Annotated in this window: 11 protein-coding genes and 1 pseudogene; 11 read left to right on the top strand and 1 reads right to left on the bottom strand. The window is 53.1% G+C overall.

Going from position 1 to position 8,028, the window contains the following annotated elements:
* Nucleotides 1-137 precede the first annotated feature (137 nt).
* The 11 genes and pseudogenes from EDI29_RS22075 (at nucleotide 138) to EDI29_RS22025 (ending at nucleotide 7,340) form a co-directional block, all read left to right on the top strand.
* Nucleotides 138-362 (top strand): helix-turn-helix transcriptional regulator, encoded by a 225-nt coding sequence (locus EDI29_RS22075; protein ID WP_103161951.1) that lies wholly within the window; start codon nucleotides 138-140, stop codon nucleotides 360-362.
* A gap of 141 nt (nucleotides 363-503) precedes the next feature.
* Complete coding sequence (locus EDI29_RS22070) at nucleotides 504-1,007, top strand: hypothetical protein (RefSeq protein WP_241664983.1); 504 nt, start codon at nucleotides 504-506, stop codon at nucleotides 1,005-1,007.
* A gap of 37 nt (nucleotides 1,008-1,044) precedes the next feature.
* Nucleotides 1,045-2,043 carry a P2 family phage major capsid protein gene (locus EDI29_RS22065; RefSeq protein ID WP_137742596.1) on the top strand — a complete coding sequence of 333 codons (999 nt, stop codon included), beginning with the start codon at nucleotides 1,045-1,047 and terminating at the stop codon, nucleotides 2,041-2,043.
* A gap of 8 nt (nucleotides 2,044-2,051) precedes the next feature.
* Nucleotides 2,052-2,561: a GPO family capsid scaffolding protein gene (locus tag EDI29_RS22060; RefSeq protein WP_039471238.1), complete on the top strand. Its 510-nt coding sequence runs from the start codon at nucleotides 2,052-2,054 to the stop codon at nucleotides 2,559-2,561.
* A 90-nt stretch (nucleotides 2,562-2,651) separates the two neighbouring features.
* Nucleotides 2,652-2,930: pseudogene (locus tag EDI29_RS22055) on the top strand (ash family protein); the annotation flags it as partial.
* An 80-nt stretch (nucleotides 2,931-3,010) separates the two neighbouring features.
* Nucleotides 3,011-3,208, top strand: a complete 198-nt coding sequence (locus EDI29_RS22050) for a host cell division inhibitor Icd-like protein (RefSeq protein WP_137742597.1) — start codon at nucleotides 3,011-3,013, stop codon at nucleotides 3,206-3,208.
* Nucleotides 3,201-3,383 carry a hypothetical protein gene (locus EDI29_RS22045; RefSeq protein WP_119881748.1) on the top strand — a complete coding sequence of 61 codons (183 nt, stop codon included), beginning with the start codon at nucleotides 3,201-3,203 and terminating at the stop codon, nucleotides 3,381-3,383. Before EDI29_RS22050 ends, EDI29_RS22045 begins: the two co-directional genes overlap by 8 nt.
* Nucleotides 3,376-3,612 carry a hypothetical protein gene (locus EDI29_RS22040; protein ID WP_137742595.1) on the top strand — a complete coding sequence of 79 codons (237 nt, stop codon included), beginning with the start codon at nucleotides 3,376-3,378 and terminating at the stop codon, nucleotides 3,610-3,612. The genes EDI29_RS22045 and EDI29_RS22040 overlap by 8 nt, the downstream gene beginning before the upstream one ends.
* A complete protein-coding gene (locus EDI29_RS22035; protein WP_137742594.1) occupies nucleotides 3,599-4,009 on the top strand; it encodes a hypothetical protein in 411 nt (136 codons plus the stop codon). Before EDI29_RS22040 ends, EDI29_RS22035 begins: the two co-directional genes overlap by 14 nt.
* Complete coding sequence (locus EDI29_RS22030; RefSeq protein WP_137742593.1) at nucleotides 4,006-6,690, top strand: DUF927 domain-containing protein; 2,685 nt, start codon at nucleotides 4,006-4,008, stop codon at nucleotides 6,688-6,690. The genes EDI29_RS22035 and EDI29_RS22030 overlap by 4 nt, the downstream gene beginning before the upstream one ends.
* 308 nt (nucleotides 6,691-6,998) lie before the next feature.
* Nucleotides 6,999-7,340, top strand: a complete 342-nt coding sequence (locus EDI29_RS22025; protein ID WP_137742592.1) for an Ogr/Delta-like zinc finger protein — start codon at nucleotides 6,999-7,001, stop codon at nucleotides 7,338-7,340.
* Between the two features lie 278 nt (nucleotides 7,341-7,618).
* On the opposite strand, the gene EDI29_RS22835 is transcribed toward EDI29_RS22025, so the two are convergent.
* Entirely contained in the window at nucleotides 7,619-7,825 is a 207-nt protein-coding gene (locus EDI29_RS22835) for a hypothetical protein (protein ID WP_167494547.1), read from the bottom strand.
* Nucleotides 7,826-8,028 lie beyond the last annotated feature (203 nt).

The following is an 8,028-nucleotide window of genomic DNA, read 5'->3' as shown; positions in this document are numbered from 1 at the left end:
CCGATTTAACAAAAGAGAAACAAATAGGTGGAGTAATAGCGAACTGTCACGAATCCTATTACTCCATCTTTTTGTCTGTAATTTCCGATGTTTTAATTCACTCCAGTTGATTCCGGTAGACAAAGCGATGGAGTGATATGTCAAGTAAAGTTCATTACAACCTAAACCAGTTCAGACCTAACCCCGACTCAATGGTTGATATGAAATTTATCACCACTGATTGTTTGTTGAGTGATAAATGGATCTACAAATTGATTGCGCAGGGGAAATTCCCTAAGCCAATAAAAATAGGCCGTATGTCGCGTTGGAAAGCTTCAGATTATTACTCATGGCGGGATAGCCATATCGCGGCATCCAATTAATAGCCTGAAAAAAACACATCGGTTTTTACTTTAAGGATTAATAAGTGAAAAAAATAGAACGCTGTAAATATGATAAAGCCCTGAACATCATTTCGGCTTATCAGCCGGTTCCGTTTGAACCAAAATACGGGGATGGTGGTTATGCGATCCGCGTCATTGAGACAATTGCAAGTGCAGCGACAACGGGCGGAGGACAATCACGAAAAGGCCAAATTAATCTATCAGGCGCGGCAGGGGTTATTAGGTTTGTTACGCCCTGTTGTAGAAGCGATGCTGAAAAAAAATATCAAAGGCTTTATGAACAAGGTGATGGAGAAATTGCCGGTTGCCTCGTTGCCTGCGTATGCCTACAGGATGGATTCCTATTCTAATGGTCTAAGTAATCAGTCTCATATTTATGCCTGGTCAAAGATGGACGAATTACAGAACGCGGTAGAAGAGATATTAAAACGCTGTCGTCATCCCATAGATAAATGTGAGTTAAATAATAATGGAATCGCAAAGGCTGAGTTATGCCGTTTGTATTACGGCCATGAAGGCGAGTTATTTCGCCAACTCATGCCAGTGAATGATTATGTAGAGTTAATGATCGAGACGGTAGAGATCGAGCAATATAAAAATCGCATGATGCGAGACGCACTGTAATTCACTGTATTACCTCATTTCTATAAAAGGATATTTTATGCATCACGTTAATGCCCCGGCATTGGCGGGGGAATTTCATCGCAATTTTACCCGCGGCGCGAATTATTTAAGTAATAACAAAAAGAGTTTTTCTGTATCCGATGAGGCAGAAAATAAATTACGCATTGCCTTACTGGAATCTGGTTGGATGATGCAGGGCATCACCCTGATGGACATGGCGGAGGAAACTGGCCAGGCGATCACGCTTGGGGATAGTAGCCTGCATACCGGGCGTGCGATGGAAGGGCGTTTTAACAAGCCGCTGGCTGTCAATGGTACGCCGTATGTGCTGGTTGAAACGGACTCCTGCGCGTCGCTGTCGTATGCGCAAATGTCACTGATTGCCAACGTGGGCGGCATTGATCACTTCACCCGGACGGTGGCGGCGTTCTTTGAACGCGCAATGGCGTTAGATATTTTGCGTATCGGGCTAAATGGCACGTTTCTTAGCCCCGAAACTAACCCCGATAAATACCCCAAAGGGGAAGATATCAATCTGGGCTGGCATGCCATTGCCAAGAAGTTTAATGATGGCTCTCAGGTACTGACTAACGAAATCACGCTGGGGAACGGCGGTGACTTCCCACATCTGGATGCATTGGCCAATTACCTGATTACCCAAAAGATACCCGAGGGATTGCGCGAAGATCCGCGCCTGGTGGTGTTGGTCGGTGCAGAGCTGGCCGCTACGGAGCGGCTACGGTTGTTCAATATGGCAGACAGGCCAGCGGATCTCGCCGCTGCGCAGATGGTCACCAGTTCCATTGCGGGGCGCTTTGCGTTTGTGCCGCCGTTTATGCCGGGTAAACGGCTGGCGATCACCACGTTGGAAAACTTGCACGTCTACACGCAAAAACACAGCCGCTATTTCCGGGCGGAATTTGTGGATGACCGTTCCGTGTATGAGCACAGCTACTGGCGTAATGAGGGCTATGCGCTGGGAGATGGTTATCTGTATGCCGCTGCTGATGAGCAGGCGATTACGCTGTTACCGTGAGGGAGCGCATGAACGATTCACAGTTAACCACCGGCTGGTTTTGCGTGGCTACCGAAGGCATCACCATTGACGGGCGCTATATCGATCCGGCCTGGCTAAAAGACATGGGCGCGACCTACAACCCATCACGTTATACCGCGCTGATTTGGGGAGAACACAAGCGCACCGGCGATAACCTGGGGGAAGTGCTGGCCGCGAAACATGAGGTTATCGATGGCGAATCCCGGCTATTCGTGCGTATTCGTCCCACGGCACAGCTGGTCAGCTACAACGAGAAAGGGCAAAAGCTGTTTTGCTCGATTGAGATTGAAGAAGATTTCCCCGAAGCCGGGCGATTTTACCTTAGCGGGCTGGCAGTCACAGACAGTCCGGCCAGCGTGGGAACGGATCGCCTGCGCTTTAGCGTAAATCGCGGCTATTTCTCACGCCGGGGGAAACGTGGCCGACTCAGCCAGCCGATCCCCTGTCAGTTTTCGCTGTCGCCGTCCGGCTGGTATGCCGCGATATCAGGCGGCTAAACGCAGGCAAAAAAATACCCGGTGCGGCAGGCACCGGGTAACACTCCCTTGTCATCTAACGTCATGGCTCGTCACTGAGCAGGAAACACTATGTACGCGATAACGTACCGGGTCAATCACGGGGATTCGGATAAAAATTGCTTGCTGTCGCCAGAAAACGCGGGGTATAGTCTGCGCGTTGCCGCAAAATCGGCAACCGGGCGTGGAAACCCGTGTAACTTACTGGCGATACCAGACGCCGATTGCGTCTTTTTTTGTATCGTAGCCTTTGTACACCCATTTTTTACGGCACCGATCCGTACCGAATCAATGGTGGCTCAGGCGGGGCAGCTTTCGGGCTGGCCGGTGTCCAGTGAGGCCGGTATTTCCACCCCCGTCTGGGCTACCACCAATCAAGAGCGTGGAAACTCTGGTGGTAGTGTTTTAACTACTCACTGGAGGTTGACACCATGTCATCTACCCCTACCCAAACTCACCCCGAATTTGTCTTTATATTCCTGGCCGTGCGCCGTGCTGATGTTCACGCCGTTCCGCACCGTGAAACCGTTATTGCCCCCACTGAACGCAGTGCCCGCCGTCTGCTGGCGCGTGACTATGTACTCGCTTTTGCTGGCCGTCTGCCAGTTGGAGGGGCGCGTCATGTTTGATAACACGCCGCTGGAACTCGAAGAAATCATCGACCAATGCCGGGCGCTGGCGTATGCGCTGGTTGAACTGGATCAGCCCCAGGCGAAAGAGGTGCTGACCTTTGTTCTGTCGGAGCGGCTGGACTGCTTGCACCGCACCTTTCACCAGCCGATAGCGGAGGGCGATCATGACTAATACTCAGTTTCCTTGCGGCTACACACAGAATGGCGAAGAGCGTATAAATCGCGCTTTACAGGCCACCGAGTGCATGGCCGAGTTGTTACGCCACCATGCCGTTCACCCTGGTAAGCCGCTTAATTCAGACGGCCTGGCCGCTATTTTTGAATGTGTTCGTGACCAGCTTAACAGCGCGGTAGAAACCAGTGAATTCTTTGCCGGAGGGGTGAACCATGAGCGCAATTAACCTGCCGACCTCACCGGCTTTCAAAATGGCGCTTTTGCGCCATTACATCGCCAACGCTTTTCTGGAAGCAATGACAACCCAGCACGGCCAGGCGGTGTATGTGCTGAACGGTAGCCGTATTCCGCTGACCGCCGACAAGGTGGCGATTAACATCATTTCCCACATTGAAGCGCCCTATATCGACCAGTTCGGCTGTGCAATGGGGCAAGCGATGGCGGCGCAGGCGCTGTATGAAATGCTCGAACCGGGCTTTATGCGTGAGGCGGTACGCCTGTCAGCGTATGGCTACTGCTGCCTGTTGGCCATGTATGCCGAGATAGCCAGTGGTGCGACGGATGGAGAACTGCCGCCCGGTGCCGTGGTGGAAACGCTGATAACGGGAGGAACGGCGCAATGAGTAGACCCAAACTCTCCGAGACTGTGAAGGCGGCAAACAACCGCTGGGTGCAGATATTACCGGCATTAGGGATTACGGTTCCGGCCAATGGCAGGCACGGTGCCTGCCCGAAATGCGGCGGTACAGACCGTTTCCGCTTTGATGATAAGGATGGGCGTGGGACGTGGTTTTGTTCGCAGTGTGGCAACGGTGACGGGCTGGATTTGGTGCAACTGGTCAGCGGGGATGACAACAAAACCGCTGCCGATGCGGTGGCGTCCGTGCTGGGCTTACCACAAGTGCAACACCCAACAACACCGCCCGCCAGGAAAGAAGCCGATGAAGCCGAAAAGCGCCGCCAGTTCAGCGCCAGCTATCGCACACTGCGGGCGACTTGTGAAACCGGCGAAAGCGCCTATCTGACCAATAAAGGCTTAGCGGGGCAGGGCTTGCCCCTGACTCGCCAGGAGAAACAGAGCGGTGGCGTGGCGTTTCCTGCCGGTTCGCTGTTGCTGCCGCTGACTGACGTTGACGGCCAGATAACGGGCGCGCAGCTAATCAGCCCATTGGGAGATAAACGGCTGCTGGCCCATTCCACCCTGGCGGGCAGCTTTATTGCCCTGCAACCGCTGCCGAGTGAGGCACCAGAGCAGGTGACTATCACCGAGGGTTACGCTACCGCGCTGACGGTGGCGGCAGTGACCGAGGGTGTCACGGTGGCCGCTGTCGCCGCCAGTAATTTACTGAACGTGGCGCAGGCGTTCCGGCAGCGCTGGCCGGACGTGCGGCTGGTGATTGCTGGCGATAACGACTTTGACGACGGCAAGGAGAACACGGGGAAACAGTGGGCGGAGAAAGCCGCCAAAGCGGTAGATGGCTGGGTGACGCTGCCGCCGACGCGGCATAAAGCCGATTGGGATGATTTCAGGCAGGAGCATGGCCAGGAGCGCACCAAAGAGGCGTTGCGCGAAGAAATGATTTTGTTTGGCAAGGGCAAAACCCACTTGCCGCAGGGTTTCCGGCTGACCAAAGAATACCTGTGGTTTGACAAACTGGTGAACAAGTCGGACGGCGATACGGAAATCCGCAATATCAAGCTGTGCAGCCCAGTGCGGGTGACGGCTATCACCTGCGACATGGACGGCAGCAACTATGGCCGTTTGCTGGAATGGGAAGACACCAACGGAATCAGCCGCAAATGGGCGATGCCGATGGAGTTGTTAGGCGGCAGCGGGGAAGAGTTGCGCCGCGTTCTGTTGGTTAATGGCCTGTCGTACATCAACACCAACGGGCAGGCGCGGGCGCATCTGATGGAATACCTTTCCTTGTGCAAGCCAGACCGCAAGGTAACGTGCGTCAGTAAAACCGGCTGGCACGGTTCGGTGTACGTGCTTCAGGATGAGGTGATAGGTGAGGGGGCGGAGTCGGTCATTCTGCAAACGTCTAGCGTGCAGGGGCGGGATTTTCGCACGGCGGGCACGTTGGCCGACTGGCGCGATCAGGTGTCACGCTATTGCGTCGGTAATGCCCGCGTGGCGTTTTCCGTCAGCCTGGCTTTTGCCGCGCCGCTACTCAAGCTGGTTGGCGTCGGGGGCAGCGGCTATCACCTGAAAGGGGAATCGACGGACGGCAAGACTACCACCATGAAGGTGGCGGCGTCGGTGTGCGGCGGTTCGGACTTCTGGCACACCTGGCGGTCAACCGGCAATGCGCTGGAAGGGACGGCCAGTCGGCGCAATGATGCCACGCTGATGCTTGATGAAATCCGTGAGGTAGACGGACGGGAGGCCGGAAATATCGCCTACATGCTGGCTAACGGCCAGGGTAAAGCCAGAGCCAGAACGGACGGCAGCGTAAGGGAAACGAATCGTTGGTGTCTGCTGTTTCTCTCCACCGGCGAACTGTCACTGGTTGAACACGCCGCCAACGCCGGAGAACGTACTTATGCCGGTGTGGAAGTACGCATGGTGCAAATCCCCAGCGATTCGGGCAAGTACGGCGTGTTTGAAGAACTGCACGGCTTTTCCGGTGGCAAGACATTGGCCGAGCATTTAGAACAGGCGGTGACGGAATACCACGGCGCGGCGTTCCGCGAATGGCTGCGCCACCTTACAACGGATTTATCCGGTATGACGGCCAAAGCCAAAGCGCTGCTGAAAACCTACACCCGCGAGTTAACCCCTGCGGAGGCAGGCAACCAGGTGGGGCGGGCGGTCACGCGCTTTGCACTGGTAGCGATGGCGGGCGAGCTGGCCACCGAAGCGGGGATAACCGGTTGGCCTGCGGGGGAAGCGCTACGGGCGGCAAAAGTCTGTCTGGATGCGTGGATGGTAGACCGTGGCCATGTCGCCAATCAGGAGGAAGCCGCCGCGCTGGAGCAGGTGAAAGACTTCATCACCCGTAACCAGTTCAGCCGCTTTGCCGACTGGCACAACGAGTACAGTCGTCCGGCCAATCTGGTGGGGTTCCGGCAGGTGGTCAAAGGCAACAACACCGAGGATGCCGCTACCACGTTTTATGTGCTGTCATCGGGCTGGAAAGAAATCTGTAAGGGGTTCGACGCCAAGAAGGTGGCACAGCTTTGTGTCAGAGCGGGCTATCTGGATGTGGCAGAAGGTAGCAGCCGCACACAGAAAAGCATTCGCCTGCCAGAAATAGGCGTCAAATGGGTGTACCAGTTTAATAGCAGCGTATTGGGTTAAGACTCTCGCACGTATCTTATTTTTCTGAGGATACAGCGGTTACAGCGGTGACAAGCAGGCGGGGCAAGGGCTAGTGTTGTCACCATGAAAAAATAGCCTGTGGTGACAGTGGTTACAAAACATGACCTGTAACCGCTGTCACCAGTAGTGAAAACGGCGTGGTTACAGTAAAAAACCTTTTATATCAATCGTGTAACCACTGTAACCGCTGTATCCACGCGCAGAGAAGAGAAACACCATAAAAATGGCCGTCCGTTAGGGCTTTATTCCTGGCGGGCGGGGTTAACAGAATGGAAGGAGTGAGCGACATGAGGATAATGCGTGTTTACTGCCCTGAATGTGGCGCTGTGGCCACGGTGAAGAAAACCCACCGTAAGCACCCGCATATCTCAGATATTTACTGTGCCTGTGCGGATGTGGAATGCGGGCATACGTTCGTGATGAATATGACGTTCTCACATACCCTCAGTCCCAGTGCTAAAACCCACGGGCATATGATTAAGAGTGTGGTAGACGGTATCGCCCCGGAGAAGCGCAAAGACATGATCGACATGCTGAACCAGGCGCAGGAGGACGACAAAAAGGCCGGAGCTGTGGACGAACCGGAAAACTCTCTGGGTGTGGTGCGGCGTAAAGTTGGGGGAAAATAACACTCGTAAAGCCGTATTGGCAGTTCTCATTTTTTCAGTTATGCCAACATCACTACTCGGCTGTAAGCCCCGTCCGGCAAGGGATTGCCGGAACGGTGGCACGTTCATTTCCCTACCTGATTTTTTTCACCTCGCCACATAAAATAATACCGAGTCTTTAAATTCAAAGAGATAGCGTGATTTTTTGCGGATTTCAAAACCGACAAAAAACGGCAAAACTGAAAAAAGCTGAAATTTGTTTCAATGATTTCAGTTGGCACTGAAGCGCACAAGCCCAGTTACGGCGCGGGCTGGCGGGTTGGTTTGTAGAAAAAGAAAACTGAAAAATTTTTATGATCCGAAAACCGCAGGCGGGTGCGGTGTAGCGCCGATTTTGTGGTGTTCCATTTTACTTTTTGGTGTTTGTGGTCGCTGCAGTGGGTTGGTTTTAATGATTTGTTAAACGATTTTTTTGACGAATATGTCATGAAATGGTATTTTTTCATGTCTTTTCCCTGTTCTTATCTGTGTTTGGTGACTAATATGGATTCATTTTGCGATTATTTTCAATTGGGTGAGTTATGATCTATTCATATGGCTTTAAAAATTATTTTGGTTTTAAAGAGGGGGCTGAGATCTCTTTTGAACTAAATAGCAGGGTTCCTAAAGGCATCTCTAATGGAAGAGATGTTGCGACCATACTTGGGGT

This window comes from Pectobacterium polonicum, from assembly GCF_005497185.1.
In the GTDB taxonomy this organism is placed as follows: Bacteria; Pseudomonadota; Gammaproteobacteria; order Enterobacterales; family Enterobacteriaceae; genus Pectobacterium; species Pectobacterium polonicum.
Note: the sequence above shows the minus strand (reverse complement) of the source record. Positions and strands in the feature narration are given on the sequence as shown.